General features: G+C 71.9%; 18 protein-coding genes. 2 read left to right on the forward strand and 16 right to left on the reverse strand.

Annotated features, from left to right (window positions below):
• Nucleotides 1-3: 3 nt before the first annotated feature.
• The 3 genes from GA0070614_RS10565 to GA0070614_RS10575 form a co-directional block, all read right to left on the reverse strand.
• The gene (locus GA0070614_RS10565) at nt 4-714 is read right to left on the reverse strand and encodes a DedA family protein (protein ID WP_088975792.1); all 711 of its coding nucleotides are present in this window, start codon (nt 712-714) and stop codon (nt 4-6) included.
• 81 nt (nt 715-795) lie between these two features.
• Nucleotides 796-1,491 (reverse strand): response regulator, encoded by a 696-nt coding sequence (locus tag GA0070614_RS10570; protein ID WP_088975793.1) that lies wholly within the window; start codon nt 1,489-1,491, stop codon nt 796-798.
• Entirely contained in the window at nt 1,488-2,660 is a 1,173-nt protein-coding gene (locus GA0070614_RS10575) for a sensor histidine kinase (RefSeq protein ID WP_088975794.1), read from the reverse strand. Before GA0070614_RS10575 ends, GA0070614_RS10570 begins: the two co-directional genes overlap by 4 nt.
• Nucleotides 2,661-2,811: 151 nt before the next feature.
• On the opposite strand from GA0070614_RS10575, the gene GA0070614_RS10580 reads away from it, so the two are divergent.
• Complete coding sequence (locus GA0070614_RS10580; protein WP_088975795.1) at nt 2,812-3,411, forward strand: class I SAM-dependent methyltransferase; 600 nt, start codon at nt 2,812-2,814, stop codon at nt 3,409-3,411.
• Nucleotides 3,412-3,450: 39 nt separating this feature from the next.
• Here the strand turns inward: GA0070614_RS10580 and GA0070614_RS10585 are convergent, their stop codons facing one another.
• The 13 genes from GA0070614_RS10585 to GA0070614_RS10645 all read right to left on the reverse strand — a co-directional run bounded on the left by GA0070614_RS10585 (nt 3,451) and on the right by GA0070614_RS10645 (nt 14,468).
• Nucleotides 3,451-3,906 (reverse strand): DUF2550 domain-containing protein, encoded by a 456-nt coding sequence (locus tag GA0070614_RS10585; protein WP_088975796.1) that lies wholly within the window; start codon nt 3,904-3,906, stop codon nt 3,451-3,453.
• A 12-nt stretch (nt 3,907-3,918) separates the two neighbouring features.
• On the reverse strand, nt 3,919-4,197 hold the full coding sequence (locus GA0070614_RS10590) for a F0F1 ATP synthase subunit epsilon (protein WP_088975797.1): 279 nt from the start codon (nt 4,195-4,197) through the stop codon (nt 3,919-3,921).
• 146 nt (nt 4,198-4,343) lie between these two features.
• Nucleotides 4,344-5,486, reverse strand: coding sequence for an LCP family protein (locus tag GA0070614_RS10595; RefSeq protein WP_088979359.1), 1,143 nt, complete (start codon nt 5,484-5,486; stop codon nt 4,344-4,346).
• A 219-nt stretch (nt 5,487-5,705) separates the two neighbouring features.
• The gene (atpD, locus tag GA0070614_RS10600) at nt 5,706-7,145 is read right to left on the reverse strand and encodes a F0F1 ATP synthase subunit beta (RefSeq protein ID WP_088975798.1); all 1,440 of its coding nucleotides are present in this window, start codon (nt 7,143-7,145) and stop codon (nt 5,706-5,708) included.
• Nucleotides 7,145-8,074 (reverse strand): F0F1 ATP synthase subunit gamma, encoded by a 930-nt coding sequence (locus GA0070614_RS10605; protein ID WP_088975799.1) that lies wholly within the window; start codon nt 8,072-8,074, stop codon nt 7,145-7,147. The genes atpD and GA0070614_RS10605 overlap by 1 nt, the downstream gene beginning before the upstream one ends.
• 9 nt (nt 8,075-8,083) lie before the next feature.
• Nucleotides 8,084-9,724, reverse strand: a complete 1,641-nt coding sequence (gene atpA / locus GA0070614_RS10610) for a F0F1 ATP synthase subunit alpha (protein WP_088975800.1) — start codon at nt 9,722-9,724, stop codon at nt 8,084-8,086.
• An 87-nt stretch (nt 9,725-9,811) separates the two neighbouring features.
• A complete protein-coding gene (locus GA0070614_RS10615; protein WP_088975801.1) occupies nt 9,812-10,633 on the reverse strand; it encodes a F0F1 ATP synthase subunit delta in 822 nt (273 codons plus the stop codon).
• The gene (locus GA0070614_RS10620; protein ID WP_088975802.1) at nt 10,633-11,172 is read right to left on the reverse strand and encodes a F0F1 ATP synthase subunit B; all 540 of its coding nucleotides are present in this window, start codon (nt 11,170-11,172) and stop codon (nt 10,633-10,635) included. The genes GA0070614_RS10615 and GA0070614_RS10620 overlap by 1 nt, the downstream gene beginning before the upstream one ends.
• Nucleotides 11,173-11,199: 27 nt before the next feature.
• The gene (locus GA0070614_RS10625) at nt 11,200-11,433 is read right to left on the reverse strand and encodes an ATP synthase F0 subunit C (RefSeq protein WP_088975803.1); all 234 of its coding nucleotides are present in this window, start codon (nt 11,431-11,433) and stop codon (nt 11,200-11,202) included.
• A 101-nt stretch (nt 11,434-11,534) separates the two neighbouring features.
• Nucleotides 11,535-12,332 carry a F0F1 ATP synthase subunit A gene (gene atpB / locus GA0070614_RS10630; protein WP_088975804.1) on the reverse strand — a complete coding sequence of 266 codons (798 nt, stop codon included), beginning with the start codon at nt 12,330-12,332 and terminating at the stop codon, nt 11,535-11,537.
• Between the two features lie 11 nt (nt 12,333-12,343).
• The gene (locus GA0070614_RS10635) at nt 12,344-12,580 is read right to left on the reverse strand and encodes an AtpZ/AtpI family protein (protein ID WP_088979360.1); all 237 of its coding nucleotides are present in this window, start codon (nt 12,578-12,580) and stop codon (nt 12,344-12,346) included.
• A 174-nt stretch (nt 12,581-12,754) separates the two neighbouring features.
• Nucleotides 12,755-13,186, reverse strand: a complete 432-nt coding sequence (locus GA0070614_RS10640) for a hypothetical protein (protein ID WP_088975805.1) — start codon at nt 13,184-13,186, stop codon at nt 12,755-12,757.
• Nucleotides 13,179-14,468: a serine hydroxymethyltransferase gene (locus GA0070614_RS10645; protein ID WP_172892406.1), complete on the reverse strand. Its 1,290-nt coding sequence runs from the start codon at nt 14,466-14,468 to the stop codon at nt 13,179-13,181. The genes GA0070614_RS10640 and GA0070614_RS10645 overlap by 8 nt, the downstream gene beginning before the upstream one ends.
• Nucleotides 14,469-14,503: 35 nt before the next feature.
• Here GA0070614_RS10645 and GA0070614_RS10650 point away from each other — a divergent pair, with 35 nt between their 5' ends.
• On the forward strand, nt 14,504-15,967 hold the full coding sequence (locus tag GA0070614_RS10650) for an SDR family oxidoreductase (protein ID WP_088975807.1): 1,464 nt from the start codon (nt 14,504-14,506) through the stop codon (nt 15,965-15,967).
• The last annotated feature ends 249 nt before the right edge of the window (nt 15,968-16,216 follow it).

The raw sequence follows: 16,216 nt of genomic DNA on the forward strand, positions 1-16,216 counted from the left end.
CGGTCAGCACCGGTCGAGGGCGCCGCGCCGCGCCGGCGCCCCCCGCCGTCCGCCGGGCCGCCGCGAACCCCCCGGCCCGGACGGCCGGCGGGCGTGCCGCACCGGACCCGGACAGGACCGCCGGCGGGCCCGCCGCCGGCGCACGGCCACCACCGCCGTGCCGACCACGACCAGCCCGAGCCCGGCCAGCGCCGGGACGCCGGTCGGCACCGTGCCGACCGCCCATCCGAGCAGCACCGTCCCCGGCACCCAGACCAGCACCGCGAGCCCGTCGAAGAGCACGAACCGGGAGTACGGCAGGCCGGCCGCGCCCGCCACCCGGGGCATCAGGGTACGCACGAACGCCGTCCACCGGCCCAGCAGCACCGCCGGCCCGCCCCGCCGGGAGATCAGCTCCTCCGTGCGGCGCCACCGGTCCGCCTCGATCCACCGCCCCATCCGGCCCTCGCGCAGCCGTGACCCGAGCAGCCGCCCCTCCAGGTAGCCGAGCTGGTCCCCGGCGAAGGCCGCGGCCGTGGTCACCGCCAGCGCCGTCGGCAGCTCCAGCTGCCCGGCCCGGGCCAGCAGCCCCACCGTGAGCATGGTGGTCGCCGCGGGCAGCAGGACGCCGACGAGCAGCCCCACCTCGGCGGCGAGCAGCAGCGCCGCCACCAGCAGGACGACGCCGGGCGGGAGGGTGCCGAGCCGGTCGAGCAGAGAATCGAGGACTGTCACCTGTCGAGCGTGCCGGGCGGGGAACGCCCCGCCGGTCCTCCCGCCGGTCGCCGGCCCTCCTCCCAGTGGCCGGACGTCGCCCTAGGGGGCACCCGGGTCCGGCACCGGGCGGAAGTCGTCGTCGACCAGCCCCAACCGGTGGGCCACCACCGCCGCCTGCACCCGGTTGCGCAGCTCCAGCTTCTCCATGGCGGCGGAGACGTGCGTCTTCACGGTCGTCACCCCCAGGTGCAGCCGGACGCCGATCTCCGCGTTCGACAGCCCCGCCCCGACCAGCGCCAGCACCTCACGCTCCCGGAGGCTGAGCAGACGCCTGCCGGACTCCGCCGCCGGCCCGGGGTGTACCTCCTGCTCGTGCGCGGCGACCGCCCGCCGGACTATCCGGGCCAGCACGTCCGGGGCGAGCAGCGACTCGCCCCGTGCAGCCCGGCGCACCGCGTCGATCAGGTCCTCCGGCGCGCCGTCCTTCACCAGGTAGCCGATCGCGCCCGCGCCCAGCGCGCCGTAGACGTTCTCGTCGTCGGCGAAGGTGGACAGCACCACCACCCGCGCGCCCGGGTGCCGGTCCAGGATCCGCCGGGTCGCCTCGATACCGTCCAGGCGGGGCATCCGCAGATCCATCAGCACCACGTCCGGTCGCAACCGCTCGGTGAGCCGGACCGCCTCGGCGCCGTCGCCGGCCTCGCCGACCACCTCCAGGTCGCCGGCGGTCCGCAGCAGCAGGCCGACACCGGCGCGGACCAGCGCCTGGTCGTCGACGACGAGCACCCTGATCACGTGTTCTCCCTGATCGGCAGCCGGACCCGCACCCGCCATCCACCACCGGGTGTGGGGCCTGCCGTGAGCGTGCCACCGAGCAGGCCGACCCGCTCGCGCATCCCGGCCAACCCGTACCCGGAGGGCGGCAGCGCCGGCCGTGGCCGCTCCGGGCCGCTGTCCCGCACCTCCACCAGCAGGGCGCCGTCGGCGACCCGGATGTCCACCGAGGCGACCGCCCCGGGGCCGGCGTGCTTCAACGTGTTCGTCAGCGACTCCCGTACCACCCGCGCCGCCGTCGTCCGCAGCACCAGCGGAGTGGCGGACAACGCCGGGGACATCGTCGTACCGACCGCCACACCCGCCTCCCGGACCACCTGCTCGGCGTCTCGGATGAGCTGCTCCGGTTCGAGCTGTCCGGCGGCCGGCTCGACCGTCTCCGGGTCGCGCAGCACGTCCAGTAGTTCCCGCAGCTCGTCCAGCACGTGCGCGGCGGTGTCCCGCAGCTCGCCCAGCGCGGTGACCGCCTCGTCGGTCCGGCCGGTGTGCTGCACCGCGTACCGGGCGGAGCCGGCGCGCAGCGCGATCGCACCGATGTGGTGGGCGAGGATGTCGTGCAGGTCGCGGGCGATCATGGCCCGCTCGGCCAGCCGGGCGGCCAGCGTCTCCGCCGCACGCCGGCTCTCCGCCTCCCGGACCCGCTCCTCCGCCACCCGGGCAGCGGTCCGCACCCCGCGCAGGTAGCGGCCGAAGGCGACCGGCGCGGTGACCATCGCGGCGAGCATGACCAGCCGCACCGCCCCCGCGCCGCCGGCCAGGATCTGCTCGTTGCCCGGATCGATGACGTTGACCAGGGTCACCGTCCAGAAGAGCAGCAGCCCGGCGACGGTGGCCGCCCAGCCCGTCCGGTACGCCACGAAGCCCAGCGCGATCCCGGCCGCCAGTTGGGGGTTGTCCGCCCCGGTGGGGGTCACCGTGTCGGCCACCAGCAGCAACACCGACTCCACCGCCAGCACCGCCCACGGCGCCCGGCGTACGCCGACCAGCACCAGCCCGGCCGCGACGGCGAACGCGCCGGCCCACTCCTCCCGGGGCACCGCGGGCACCGTCAGCCGGGTGGTGGCGTAGCCGAGCACGGCCGTGGTCAGCCCGAGCAGCAGCTCCGGCCACCAGCCACGTAGACGTCCCACCCGGCCACCCTACGGATGCCGGACCGGGTCCCCGGTCCTCCCGCCGGTCGCCGCCCCTCCTCCGGGTGGCCGGTCCGGGCCCTGCGGGTGGCCGGGAGCGCGCCCGGCGGCACGAGGCCGGCGGATCACCGGCGGCATAGCGTCGATCAGCATGATCGCCGACACCGCCACCTTCCTCGGCCAGTTCACCCGGCACCCGTTGTCCGTGGGCGCACTGGTGCCCAGCAGCGCCACGCTGGCCCGGGACATCACCGCCGCGGTGCCCCGCACGGGCTGCCCGGTCGTGGTCGAACTCGGTCCCGGCACCGGCGCCTTCACCCGGGCGATCCAGGAGCGGCTGGACGGGCGCGGCCACCACCTCGCCGTGGAACTCAACCCGACCTTCGCCGCCGCCCTCGCCGCGCGCCACCCTGGCGTCGAGGTGGTCACCGGTGACGCGGCCGACGTCGACACCCTGCTCGCCACCCGGGGGCACCGGCGGGCCGACGTGGTGGTCAGTGGGCTGCCGTGGGCGGTCCTCGGGGCGGCCCGGCAGCAGACGATCATGGGTGGGGTCCTGCGTACGCTCGACGCGGACGGTGTCTTCACCACGTTCGCGTACCGGCACGCCCTGGTGGCGCCGGCGGCCCGGCGGTTCCGCGGGCTGCTGGCCGGACGCTTCGACGAGGTCACGGTGGGGCGGACGGTGTGGGGGAACCTGCCCCCGGCCCTCGTCTACCACTGCCGCCGGCCGCTGAGCCCCGGCCGCTGAGCGGATCCGTGCGGCGTCCCGCCCGACCCCCGGGTGGGATCAGGCGGCGGGCCAGTCCTGGGAGGCCAGACGCGGCGAGGCCGCCCCGGGCGGGGCGGCCTCGAGCCAGGACAGGAATCCGGTGACCGTGGAGCGCGCCATGGCGATCTCGACGGGCGCGTGCTGACTGGTACAGCGGAGGATCACCCAGTCGGCCGGCATGGAGAAGCGCTCCTGCCCCTCCGGCAGCCGACGCCGCTCCACGATCAACTCCTTGCGGGAGAGCACCCGCTTGGGTCGGAGCGCGAAGCTGAACAGCCGGTACCACCGGAGTTCGTCGCCGACGAAACGACCGAATCCGGGAGACCAGCCGCGACCGTCGAGGACCGTGGTGACCCGTACGCCGAGCCGGATGATGCCCCCGCTACGGGTGACCACCGCCCGACGGACGAAAAGGATCAGGATTGCGGCGAGGACCACCGCGATGCCGATTCCGATCCCTTCCACGATCTCCATCGGCGGATCGGCTCAGCGGGCCGGAGTGGCCGGGGTGGCGCTCTCGGCGAGGACGGTCACGCCCTCACCGGTCACCGACAGGAAGCCGCCGGCGACGTCGTAGGCGACCTGCTCGCCGCCGGCCTGCTTGATGCGGACCTGGCTGGGCTCCGCGAGCTGGCCGAGCAGGGGCGCGTGCCCCGGCAGCACACCCAGCTCACCCTCGGTCGTCCGGGCGACGACCATCTCGGCCTCGCCGGACCAGACCTTCTCCTCGACGGCTACGAGCTCGACGTGAAGCTGCTGTGCCACGCTGTCTCCTTGCTGCGGCGGCGGATTGTCGAAAGTCTAGTCCCGCCACCGTGGGCGACCCAACGCGGGTGGCGAGACCTGCGCCACCGCGCCGTCGACACGCCAGAGCGGGCCGGCACCGCGCCGGCCCGGTCGGGGCGGGGGGGTCACTTGTTCCGGTTGCGGAACTCCGGGTGCTCCAGCAGGAAGGCGTCGAGCTGCTCGTTCTTGAGGGCGGTGAAGAAGTCCTCGGCGACGGGCAGCAGCCGCTCCCCCCGGTACGCCGAGCCGGTGCCGATCCCCTCCCCCGGCAGCTTGATCAGCTCGACGTTCTCCGCCCGGACGCCCTTGAGGGCGAGGGCGAAGTCGACGACGCTGTTGCCCCGGCCGTTGAAGGTCAGCGACTGCCCGGCGGCCCGGACCACCCGGTCCAGCTTGATCGGGTTGGTCACCACGTCGGCGCTGAACGCCTGCTTGACCATCGCCTTGACGAACTGCTGCTGGTGGCGCTGGCGGCCGTAGTCGCCGTCCGGGACGCCGTTCTTCGGATAGCGCTGCCGCACGTAGTCCAGCGCCTGCCAGCCGTTCAGGTGCTGGTTGCCCTTCTTGTACTCCGCCTGCGGGCCGATGTAGCCCTCGCCGTACGGGTTGCCCTTGCGGTGCTTGCCGTCCGGCTCGCGGTGCTCGGACTTCACGTCCCGCTCGATGTACATGTCGACGCCGCCCATCGCGTCGACGATCTTCTGGAAGCCGGTGAAGTTGATGATCGCGCCGGCGTCGAAGCGGTCGATCCCGGTGACCTGCTGGACGGTCTTGGCGAGCAGCTCGAAGCCCTGGGCGACGCTCGGGTTCTGCCCCTGCACGATGCTGCCGTGCGACATGGCCCCGTTGAGCTTGCCGCTGCCGCCGCCGTAGTTGGCCTTGTCGAACTTCGGGATGTCCACGTACAGGTCACGCGGCATGGAGAAGAGGTACGCCCGGTCCATCGACTCCGGCACGTGCAGCACCATGATCGAGTCGGCCAGCGGCGGGGTCTCCGGCTTGCGCGGGTCGACCCCGACCAGCAGGATGTTCAACGGGCCCTTGATGTCGCTCTTGCGCTCCTGCGCCCCGGCCGCCTGGTCACCGAAGAGGTCGGCCTTGCCGACCGCGCCCTCGTAGCGGGCCAGCAGCGCCTCCGAGCCGACCAGGACGGCGCCGCTGAGCAACATGAGCACGGCCCCGAAGACGGTGCACGCGCGGGCCCACCGCGGCACGCCCGCCCACACGGACGATTTGCCACCGCCCTTGCCGGCCTTACCCACGAGCATCTCCATTCGTCGTCACGCCCACGACTCAGGAGACGGGCGAACGATGGCGAAACGTTGCACGGGATCGACGTCCACTCGTGGACGCCGCGCTCGAAACGGTACCGCGCCGACGGGGGAATCGCTTACCCGGGAACCGGACGCCGGGCACGAACAGCGGTGGAAAGGCCGAAGGCCACCCCGGCGGTCGCCGGGGTGGCCTTCACGGATGTGGTGGAGGTCTCAGCCCTCCGCCATCAGCTCCTTCGCCTTCTTCTCCAGGTCGTCCAGACCGCCGCACATGAAGAACGCCTGCTCGGGGAAGTGGTCGTACTCGCCCTCGCTGATCTTCCGGAACGCCTCGATGGTCTCCTTGATCGGGACCGTCGAGCCCGGGACGCCGGTGAACTGCTCGGCGGCGTAGGTGTTCTGCGACAGGAAGCGCTCGATCCGCCGGGCCCGGCCGACGGTGAGCTTGTCCTCCTCGGAGAGCTCCTCGATACCCAGGATGGCGATGATGTCCTGCAGGTCCTTGTACTTCTGCAGGATCCGCTTCACCTCGGTGGCCACCGCGAAGTGCTCGGCGCCGACGAACTCCGGGGCGAGGATCCGGGACGAGGACGCCAGCGGGTCCACGGCCGGGTAGATGCCCTTGTCGGAGATCGACCGCTCCAGGTTGGTGGTCGCGTCCAGGTGGGCGAACGTGGTGGCCGGCGCCGGGTCGGTGTAGTCGTCGGCGGGCACGTAGATCGCCTGCATCGAGGTGATGGCCTGGCCCCGGACGGAGGTGATCCGCTCCTGGAGCTCGCCCATCTCGTCGGCCAGGGTCGGCTGGTAACCCACGGCGCTCGGCATCCGGCCGAGCAGGGTGGAGACCTCGGAACCGGCCTGCGTGAAGCGGAAGATGTTGTCGATGAAGAGCAGCACCTCCTGCTTCTTCACGTCGCGGAAGTACTCCGCCATGGTCAGCGCGGAGAGGGCGACCCGCAGCCGGGTGCCCGGCGGCTCGTCCATCTGGCCGTAGACCAGCGCGGTCTTGTCGATGACGCCGGACTCGGTCATCTCGGCGATGAGGTCGTTGCCCTCACGGGTCCGCTCACCCACACCGGCGAAGACCGAGGTACCACCGAAGTTCCGGGCCACTCGGGTGATCATCTCCTGGATGAGCACCGTCTTGCCCACGCCCGCGCCGCCGAACAGGCCGATCTTGCCGCCCTTGACGTACGGGGCGAGCAGGTCGATGACCTTGATGCCGGTCTCCAGCATCTCGGTCTTCGGCTCCAGGTCCGCGAAGGCCGGGGCCTTGCGGTGGATACCCCAGTGGTCATCCGGGGTGAGGGTCTCGCCCTCGGTCAGGTTGAGGCACTCGCCGATCGCGTTGAACACGTGGCCCTTGACCGCGTCGCCCACCGGCACCGTGATCGGCGAGCCGGTGTCGCGCACCTCGGTGCCGCGGACCAGGCCGTCGGTCGGCTGCATCGAGATCGCGCGGACCATGTTGTCACCCAGGTGCTGGGCGACCTCCAGGGTCAGCGTCTTCTCACCGCCGGACAGGTTCACGTCCACGTGCAGGGCGTTGAACAGGGCCGGCATGGCGTCGCGCGGGAACTCGGCGTCGACGACCGGGCCGATGACCCGGACCACGCGACCCGTGGCCGTCTTGGTCTCTACTGGGGCAGTCATCACACTTCACTTCCCGACGCGGCGAGCGCGTTCGCGCCGCCGACGATCTCGCTGATCTCCTGGGTGATCCCGGCCTGGCGGGCCGAGTTCATCTCGCGCGTGTACTTCTCGATCATCTCTTCGGCGTTGTCGGTGGCGCTCTTCATCGCCCGCCGCCGGGCCGCCGACTCGCTCGCCGCCGACTCCAGCAACGCCGCGTAGATCCGCGTGTTGATGTACCTCGGCAGTAGCGCGTCGAGCAGCGCCTCCGCCTCCGGCTCGAACTCGTACGCCGGCAGCAGGCCCTCGGACCGCGGACGGTCCTCGACCTGCATCGGGCCGATGATCTTCGTGACCGGGTTCTGGGTCATCAGGCTGTGGAACTCGGTGTAGACGATGTGCAGCTCGTCGATCCCGAGCACACCGTCCGCCCCGGCCTCGCCGTCCACGTCGTCCGCGCCGGCGGTGAACGCCTTGATCAGCGTCTCGCCCACCTCACGCGCGGCGTCGAAGGTCGGCTGCTCCGAGAAGCCGGTCCAGTTCGCCGCCATCTCCCGGTCGCGGAACCGGTAGTACGAGACGCCCTTGCGGCCGATCACGTACAGCACCGGGTCCTTGCCGTCCGCCTTGAGCCGGGCGATCAGCGACTCGGCCGTCTTGATCGCGTTGGAGCTGTAACCGCCGGCCAGACCACGGTCGGAGGTGACGAGCAGGACACCCGCCCGCCGCACCCGCTCGCGCGGGGTGAGCAGCGGGTGGTCGATCCGGGCGTTCGAGGCCAGCGCCGTGAGCACGCCGGTGATGGCCTGGGCGTACGGCAGCGACGCCTCCACCCGGGCCTGGGCCTTGGCGATGCGGCTCGTCGCCACGAGCTCCATCGCCTTGGTGATCTTCTTCATCCCCTTCGCCGAGCGGATCCGTTGACGAAGAACGCGTACCTGGGCCGCCATGAGTCAGCCCTACTGCTTCTCGGTGTCGTCGGCGTACCGGGTCACCGTCTCGCGGCTCTCCTCGCCCTCCAGCGGCTTGGCCGGGGCCTCGTTGATCCGCCGCTCGTCCTCCTTGCCCAGGAAGATCTGCTTGAACTCGGCGATGGCCGAGTCGAGCGAGCCGATGATGTCGTCGCCCCACTTGTTGTCGGCGATGGCCGCCAGGACGCCCTCGTGCTTGTGGCGCAGGTACTGGAGGAACTCCGACTCGAAGCGACGGATCTCGCCCACCGGGATGTCGTCCAGCTTGCCCTCGGTGCCGGCCCAGACCGAGACGACCTGCTCCTGCACCGGGTACGGCGAGTAGTTCGGCTGCTTGAGCAGCTCGACCAGGCGGGAGCCCCGCTCCAGCTGGGCCCGGGAGGCCCGGTCCAGGTCGGAGGCGAAGGCGGCGAACGCCTCCAGCTCGCGGTACTGGGCCAGGTTCAGCCGCAGCGAGCCGGCGACCTTCTTCATCGGCTTCACCTGCGCGGCGCCACCGACCCGGGAGACCGAGGTGCCGACGTTGATGGCCGGCCGGACGCCCTGGTTGAACAGGTCGGTCTCCAGGAAGATCTGGCCGTCGGTGATGGAGATGACGTTGGTCGGGATGAAGGCCGAGATGTCGTTGGCCTTCGTCTCGATGATCGGCAGACCGGTCATCGAGCCGCCACCCAGCTCGTCGGAGAGCTTGGCGCAGCGCTCCAGCAGGCGGGAGTGCAGGTAGAAGACGTCACCCGGGTACGCCTCACGGCCCGGCGGGCGACGCAGCAGCAGCGACACGGCGCGGTACGCCTCGGCCTGCTTGCTCAGGTCGTCGAAGACGATCAGGACGTGCTTGCCGCCGTACATCCAGTGCTGCCCGATGGACGAGCCGGTGTACGGGGCGAGGTACTTGAAGCCGGCCGGGTCGGAGGCCGGGGAGGCGACGATGGTGGTGTACTCCATCGCGCCCGCCTCCTCCAGGATGCCCTTGATCGAGGCGATCGTGGAGGCCTTCTGGCCGATGGCGACGTAGATGCAGCGGACCTGCTTCTTCGGGTCGCCGGAGCGCCAGTTGTCCCGCTGGTTGAGGATGGTGTCCAGGGCGACCGTGGTCTTGCCGGTCTTCCGGTCACCGATGATCAGCTGACGCTGGCCACGGCCGATCGGGGTCATGGCGTCGACGGCCTTGATGCCCGTCTGCAGCGGCTCCTCGACGGACTGCCGGGCCATCACGTTCGGGGCCTGGAGCTCCAGCTCGCGGAAGCCCTCGTTGGCGATGTCACCGAGCCCGTCGATCGGCTGGCCGAGCGCGTTGACCACGCGGCCGAGGAAGGCGTCGCCGACCGGCACGGAGAGCACCCGGCCGGTGCGCTTGACGCGCTGCCCCTCCTCCAGCTTGGCGGAGTCACCGAGAACGACGACACCGATCTCCCGGACGTCGAGGTTCAACGCCACGCCGAGCGTGCCGTCCTCGAACTCCAGGAGCTCGTTGGTCATGGTCGAGGGCAGGCCCTCGACGTGGGCGATGCCGTCGCCGGTGTCGGCGACGGTGCCGACCTCCTCGCGGGAGACGTCGGACGAGTAGGAGGAGACGTAGCGCTCCAGGGCGCCGCGGATCTCCTCCGTCGAGATGGTCAGCTCGGCCATCCTCTGCTTCCTTAAGTATCAGGGGCCCGGGATACCTAGTACCGACCGGTCCGAATGGCGTCGATCAAAGGGCTGCGAGGACGCTGGTCAGCGCTTCGCGAGCGCGTTGCGGGTCTCGTTGAGGCGGCGCAGAACGGTGCCGTCGTACAGGTCGGAGCCGACCCGCACGCTCACCCCACCGAGCACCTCCGGGTCCACCGTCTGCTTGACGGAAACCTCTCGACCGTACATCGCGGAGAGGCGGGCACCGAGGCGTCGCTCCTCCTCGTCACTCAGCGGGGCGGCCACGGTCACGTACGCGACCTGCCGGTCCCGCCGGTCGGCGGCCAGCTCGACCAGCCGGGTGAGCGCCCCGCTGAAGGAGCGTCCCCCGAACCCGCCGAGGGCGACCCCGACGAGGTAGCCGGTCACCGGGCGGGCCTTGCCGGCGAGCAGCTGGTCCACCAGGGTGGCCCGCCGCTCGGCCGGGACCATCGGGTCGGAGAGCGCGTTGGACAGCTCCGGCGAGCCGGAGACGACCTGCCCGAAGCGGAACAGCTCGTCCTCGACCTCGCCCAGCTCGCCGGCGGAGTCGGCGCTGGCCAGCAGCGCCTCGACGCCGAGCCGCTCGGTGCCGTCGAGCAGCTCCGAGGGCACCGACCAACGGCCGGAGACCAGCGTGACGAGCAGGTCGAGCGCGTCCGCGCCGATCCGGCCGCGCAGCATCTCACCGAGCAGACCGGAGCGGTCCGCGCCGGAGCGCGCCGGGTCCGACAGCGCCCGACGCAACCGCGGCTCGCGCCGCAGCAGCGCGGCGACGGAGAGGATGTCGTCGGCGGTGGTGGCCACCGCCGACGGCTCCGCGCCGCGGACGTACGCGTCGAGGCGCTCGGCCGCGACCTTGTACGACTCCCGGCTGGCGGCCTGCATCAGCGGGCCCCCGTGCTCTCGAGACCGCTCAGGAACCGGTCCACGGTGCCCTTGCGACGCGCCTCGTCGGCGAGCGACTCACCGACGATCTTGCTGGCCAGGTCCACCGCGATGGTGCCGACCTCCGTGCGCAGCTCGCGCACGATGGTGGCCCGCTCGGCGGCGAGCTGCTCCTTGCCGGCCGCGATGATCCGGTCGGACTCCTCCCGCGCCTTGGCGAGGATGTCCTGCCGGATGCCCTCCGCGTCGGCCCGGGCGTCGTCCCGGATCTTGGCGGCGTCGGTCCGCGCCTCGGCGAGCTGTGCCCGGTACTGCTCGAGGAGCTGGTTGGCCTCGGCCTGGGCGGCCTCGGCACGCTTGATGCCACCCTCGATCGCGTCGACCCGAGCCTGGAACGTCTGCTCCATGCGCGGGAAGACGAACTTCATCAGCACGATGCAGAGCAGGATGAAGGCGATACCACCGACCACGATCTCCTGCCAGATCGGCACGATCGGGTTGTGGGTCGACTCACCACCCTCTGCGGCGAGGAAGAACATGGAAGACCTCCCGGTCGAGGGGCCGAATTAGAGGTTGCCCTGCCAGATGAAGCCGAAGGCGATGCCCAGCAGCGCGAGGGCCTCGATGACGGCGAAGCCGATCCAGACGTACGGCAGGGTCATCCGCGACGACTCCGGCTGGCGGGCGGTCGACTGGATGTAGGCGGCGAAGACCAGGCCGACACCGATGCCCGGGCCGATGGCCGCGAGACCGTAGCCGATGGCGGCGGTGCTGCCCTCTACCGCGGCGTAGATGTCCATTAGTGGGTTCCTCCTGGTTATCACGCGTGACGGTCACGCGGGACGACAACTGTTGGTACTGAGGTGGACCAGTGTTCGCTCGCGAGCACCCGCCCGGTGGATCAGTGCTCGTCGGCGAGCGCGCCCTGCACGTAGCTGGCGGTCAGCACCGTGAAGACGTACGCCTGCAGGACGATCACCAGGAACTCGAGGAAGGTCAGGGCGACGGTCATCGCCCAGGACAGCACCGAGACGGGCGCCAGCCAGACGTTGGCGTTGAGCATCGCGAAGCCGCCGAGCGTGAAGACCAGCAGGAGCATGTGGCCGGCGAACATGTTCGCGAAGAGACGCACGGCCAGCGAGAACGGCCGGACGAGGAAGGTCGAGAAGAACTCGATCGGGATCAGCAGCGGCAGGATGTACCAGGGCGCCGGCGGGATCAGGGAGTTCTTGAAGAACTTGCCGAAGCCGTGGTGCCGGATGCCGACCCAGATGAACATCACGTAGCTGATCACGGCGAGGAAGGCCGGGAAGGCGATGTGCGAGTTCGGCGAGATCTGGAACAGCGGCACGATCGCGAAGAAGTTGGTCAGCAGGATGAAGCAGAACAGCGTGGTGAAGTACGGCGCGAACCGCACACCCGCGTGCCCGATCATGTCGACCGCGATGTTGTTGCGCACGAAGCCGTAGATCGACTCGGCGAGCCACTGCTTCTTGGTCGGGACCAGCTGCGGCTTGCGGTAGCTGGCCAGGAAGAAGACGATCAGGACGCCCACCGCGATCCAGACCATGGCGGTGATCTTGGTGAACCAGTACGAGTTCTCCGCACCCCAGGGCAGGATGCTGGGCAGGTAGAAGTCCTCCACGCTGGGTGGGAATGCCGCCTGGCCCGCTGCCAGGACGTTCGCCTGTCCGAACACCGCGTCCCTTCCTAAGTAGGCGTGCCGAGTCGGCGGACGACCAGGATGATCCCCCCGGCCATGCCGAGCACGACGCCGATCCCGGTGGCGATGCCCCCGGTGTCGAGCCACTGGTCGACCAGCCAGCCGATGAAACCCCAGACGAGCATGCCCCCGATGAGGTACGAGAGCGCGGTCCAACCCTGGCCGGCTCCGGGCGGAACGTCGTCCGGGCCGCCGGTGGGTCGGGGGTTTTGGTCACCAGCCATGACGGGGCGAACGATATCAGCCGGGGAGACGAGGCTGTGCCTCACCCCCCGCACAACCGTCGTTGTGTGGGCGCATGGCGGGTCACGTCGTCTGGGGGCACGCTACTCCCCTTCCGCCACCCAGAAAACGACCGAACGCCGACAGTGCGGTGCGCCGTCCGACAGGTGGGACGCTCAGCGGGCCGAGTCGCGGGAATGCACCCTGGTCAGCCACCAGATGTGCACCCCGGTCCAGACCACCACGCCGGCGGCGATGCCGACACAGAGCGGAATCAAACCGTCCCAGCCGGTCGAGGCCACCGCCACCATCACCACGCCGAGGAGGGTGAACTTCGCCGCGTACAGGCCGAGTCCGAAGGGGAGCACCAGCTGCGGGTTGATCGCGTCGGCCCAGGCCAGCACCACTGTGGTCAGGGTGTAGCTGACCACGGTCACCGCCACCCCGGCCGCCGCACCGAGCGCCGCGTCGGCGCCGCCGGTCAGCCCGCCGACGAGGCCGGCCACCCCGCCCAGCACCGCCGAGGCCAGCAGCAGCACCGGCAGGTGCCGCAACCGCCAGCGCCGGTCGTCGCCCGTCCGCACCGCGCGCACCCCGGGCTCAGCCACGGGGGTACGCCGGGAAGGCGGCGACCAGCTCGGCGACCTCGCCGGCGATCCCGGCGAGCGTGTCGGCGCCACCGGGGGCCGACGGGTCGGTGCGGACCGCGCGGGCGATCAGCGCGGCGACCTGCCGCATCTGCCCCTCCCGCATGCCCTGGGTGGTGACGCTCGGGGTGCCGACCCGGATGCCGGAGGCGACCATCGGCTTCTGCGGGTCGTACGGGATGGCGTTCTTGTTCAGGGTGATGGTCGCGGCGTCGCAGCGGGCCTCGGCCTCGGCCCCGGTCACCCCGGTCTCGCGCAGGTCGACCAGGGCCAGGTGGGTGTCGGTGCCGCCGGAGACCGGCCGCATCCCCTCGGCGGCCAGCCCGGCGGCCAACGCCTGCGCGTTGGTGACCACCTGGGCGGCGTACGCCCGGAACTCCGGCTGCGCCGCCTCGCGCAGCGCGACGGCCTTGGCCGCGACGGCGTGCATCAGCGGGCCGCCCTGGGTGAACGGGAAGACCGCCTTGTCGATCCGCTGGGCCAGCGACTCCCGGCAGAGGATCATGCCGCCGCGCGGGCCGCGCAGCACCTTGTGGGTGGTGAAGCAGACCACGTCGGCGTGCGGCACCGGCGACGGGATCGCCTTCCCGGCGACCAGGCCGATGAAGTGCGCGGCGTCCACCATCAGGTACGCCCCGACCTCGTCGGCGATTTCCCGGAACCGGGCGAAGTCGATCAGGCGGGGGTACGCGGTGGCCCCGCAGATGATCATCTTGGGCCGGTGTTCCCGCGCGAGGTCGCGCACCTCGTCGTAGTCGATCAGCTCGGTGTCCGGTCGGACGGTGTAGCCGACGGTGTGGAACCACTTGCCGGAGAAGTTCACCCGGCTGCCGTGGGTGAGGTGCCCGCCGTGCGGCAGGTCCATCGCCAGCACGGTGTCCCCCGGCTGCACCAGGGCGGCGTACGCGGCCAGGTTGGCGCTGGCCCCGGAGTGCGGCTGGAGGTTGGCGTGCTCGGCCCCGAAGAGCTCCTTCGCCCGGGCGATGCCGATCTCCTCGGCCCGGTCCACCTCGGCGCAGCCGCCGTAGTACCGCCGGCCCGGATAGCCCTCGGCGTACTTGTTGGTGAGGGTGGAGCCGAGCGCCGCGAGCACCGCCGGGGAGGTGAGGTTCTCGCTGGCGATCAGTTGCAGGCCGCCGCGCAGCCGGTCCAGTTCGCCGAGCACCACCCCGGCGATCTCCGGGTCGACGGTGCTGAGCTGCTGGAAGTCCGGCCCCCAGAAGGTGTCCCTCGCGTTCTCCACAGCGAAGGAGTCTATGGGGCCGCACACTGGGAGCCGTGAGATGCCTCGTCACCGGAGCCACGGGTTACATCGGCGGACGGCTCGCGCCCCGACTGCTCGCCGAGGGCCACGAGGTGCGCTGCCTGGCCCGCAAGGCCGGCCGGATGCGGGACGTGCCGTGGGCGGCGCGCGCCGAGATCGCCGAGGGCGACCTGCGGAAACCGGAGACCCTGCCGGCCGCCTTCGCCGGCGTGGACGTCGCGTACTACCTGGTGCACTCGCTCGGGCAGGCCGGATTCGAGGCCGCCGACCGGGAGGCCGCGACCCACTTCGCCGAGGCCGCCGCCGCAGCCGGCGTACGCCGGATCGTCTACCTGGGCGGGCCGGAGCCGAAGGAGGACGGCGAGCTGCCCTCACCGCACCTGCGCTCCCGCGCCGAGGTCGGCCGGATCCTGCTCGCCAGCGGCGTGCCGACGGTGGTGCTGCGGGCCGCGGTCATCATCGGCTCGGGCTCGGCGTCGTTCGAGATGCTGCGCTACCTGACCGAGCGGCTGCCGGCCATGGTCACCCCGCGCTGGGTGCGCAACCGGATCCAGCCGATCGCGGTCCGCGACGTGCTGCGCTACCTGGTCGCCTGCGCCACCCTGCCGCCCGAGGTCGACCGGGCCTTCGACATCGGCGGCCCGGACGTGCTCACCTTCCAGGAGATGATGCAGCGCTACGCCCGGGTCGCCGGCCTGCGCCGCCGGATCATCCTGCCGGTGCGGCCGTTGACCCCGTCGCTCTCCTCGCACTGGGTCGGGCTGATCACGCCGGTGCCCAACAGCATCGCCCGACCGCTGGTGGAGAGCCTGATCCACGAGGCGGTGGCGGGCGAGCACGACATCGCCCGCTGGATCCCCGACCCGCCCGACGGGCTGACCGACTTCGACCAGGCCGTCGCGCTGGCGCTGGCGAAGGTGCGCGACGCCGAGGTGGAGACCCGCTGGTCGACCGCGAGCGGGCCGGACGCGCCGGCCGAGCCGCTGCCCAGCGACCCGCAGTGGTCCGGGGGCACGGCCTACACCGACGTCCGGGAGCGGACGGTGGCCGCCCCGCGCGACGCGCTCTGGCGGGTCATCGAGGGGGTCGGCGGCGAGCACGGCTGGTACTCCTTCCCGCTCGCCTGGTCGGTGCGGGGCTGGCTGGACCGGCTGGTCGGCGGGGTGGGGCTGCGCCGGGGCCGGCGCGACCCGCACCGCCTCCAGGTCGGCGAGGCGCTGGACTTCTGGCGGGTCGAGGAGATCGTCCCGGGCGAGCTGCTGCGGCTGCGCGCCGAGATGCGCCTGCCGGGGCGGGCCTGGCTGGAGATGCGCGCCGAGCCCGCCGGTGACGGCCGCAGCCGCTACGTGCAGCGCGCCGTCTTCCTCCCCCGTGGCCTCGCCGGACACCTCTACTGGGGTGCGGTGGCCCCGTTCCACGCCGTCGTCTTCGGCGGCATGGCCCGCAACATCGCCCGAGGCGCCGCCCACTCGCGCTGACCTCCGGCGCCCGCGCGTCCAGCGCGCAGGGGCGGCATGGGTGGACGGCGTGCTTGCGGCGTGCGTCGGCGGTGTGCGGCGAGCTTGCGGTGCGCGCCGGCGGCGTGCGGCCTGCCTGCGGCGCGCGTCAGCGACGTGCGGCGAGCTTGCGGCGTGCGGCGGCGGGCGTGCGGCCTGCCGGCGACGCGCGGCGGCGGGCGTGCGGCCTGCCTGCGACGCGCGGCGGCTGCGGTCGACCACGCGCGGCGG

The organism is Micromonospora coxensis, assembly GCF_900090295.1.
GTDB lineage: Bacteria > Actinomycetota > Actinomycetes > Mycobacteriales > Micromonosporaceae > Micromonospora > Micromonospora coxensis.